General features: G+C 44.6%; 1 protein-coding gene. It reads left to right on the forward strand.

From position 1 onward, the window contains the following. The first annotated feature begins 123 nt into the window (after positions 1 to 123). On the forward strand, positions 124 to 1,014 hold the full coding sequence (gcvA, locus tag KDK13_RS05870) for a transcriptional regulator GcvA (protein WP_257284030.1): 891 nt from the start codon (positions 124 to 126) through the stop codon (positions 1,012 to 1,014). Positions 1,015 to 1,156 lie beyond the last annotated feature (142 nt).

The following is a 1,156-nucleotide window of genomic DNA, read 5'->3' on the forward strand; positions in this document are numbered from 1 at the left end:
GTTCAGAATTATACATTTGTTTAGATGGTTAGATAGTTAGCCGTTAGTGAGATAGTTGACTTCTTTCTGACAAGCCAGTTTGCAATATGCTTTCAAATAGTCAAGCACTTATACGGTGTTCTTATGAAAAAACGATTGCCGCCCTTAAACTGGATCAGGACGTTTGAAGCTTCTGCCCGGCACTTGAGTTTTACTCATGCAGCTAACGAGTTAAACCTTACCCAGGCCGCCGTGAGTCAACAGGTCAAGGGACTGGAGAGCCAGTTGGGTTGTCTATTGTTTCGTCGATTACCAAGAGGATTGGAGCTGACCGATGCGGGTGCTGCCTACCTGCCCGCTGTCCACGATTCTGTTGAACGCCTGATTGTTGCCACTGAAGAAATCTTTGGCCATGGTCGAACAAGCCTGCTGACCATCAAGGTTAATATGGTGTTTTTCATTCAGTGGTTGGCACCAAGGCTGAAAAACTTCAGAAAACAACACCCGGAGATTAATTTGCGCCTGACCAGCAATATCTGGGTGAATGAAGTTGAGCGGGAAAATAGCCTGGATAGCGATTTGGAGATTCGTTACGGCAAGGGTCATTGGCAGGGGATGAACAGTGATCGGTTAACCTGGGATGAACTCTTTCCTGTTTGCAGTCCCGACTATTTAGCCAAACATCCGATTGATGAAGATTCCTTTGATCTATCTGAGCATATGTTGCTGCATGTGATGGGCTATGAAGAAGGTTGGGGACACTGGCTCAGTAAAGCCAATTTCAAAGATATGAATATCCGCCAGGGCTTTCATATGGATACGTTAGTGTCGGCATTGGAATTGGCGGTATTGGGTGAAGGCATTGCGCTTGGTCGCACCAGCCTGGTACAGGATCTTATCAATTCCGGTAAGCTGGTTACCCCGTTTAAAACTAAAGTTCCAACCGATGAAGCTTTTTATCTCGTTTACCCCAACTCTCAGGTTAAACATCAAAATGTCGAAGTATTCCGCACCTGGTTGCTCAGCGAAGTCTAAACGACCTGGATGCTATAAGAAAATTGAGATCAAAGATAGCACTTTTATTGCTGGTCGGTTTTTGCCAAGGGCTTATTATGTGTTTGTCGGACAGCATTGAATATAACTACCCGGTTTTCGAATCAGCTAATTAATTAAAAAC

The sequence above is a fragment of the Endozoicomonas sp. SESOKO1 genome, assembly GCF_024606265.1.
Classification (GTDB): domain Bacteria; phylum Pseudomonadota; class Gammaproteobacteria; order Pseudomonadales; family Endozoicomonadaceae; genus Endozoicomonas.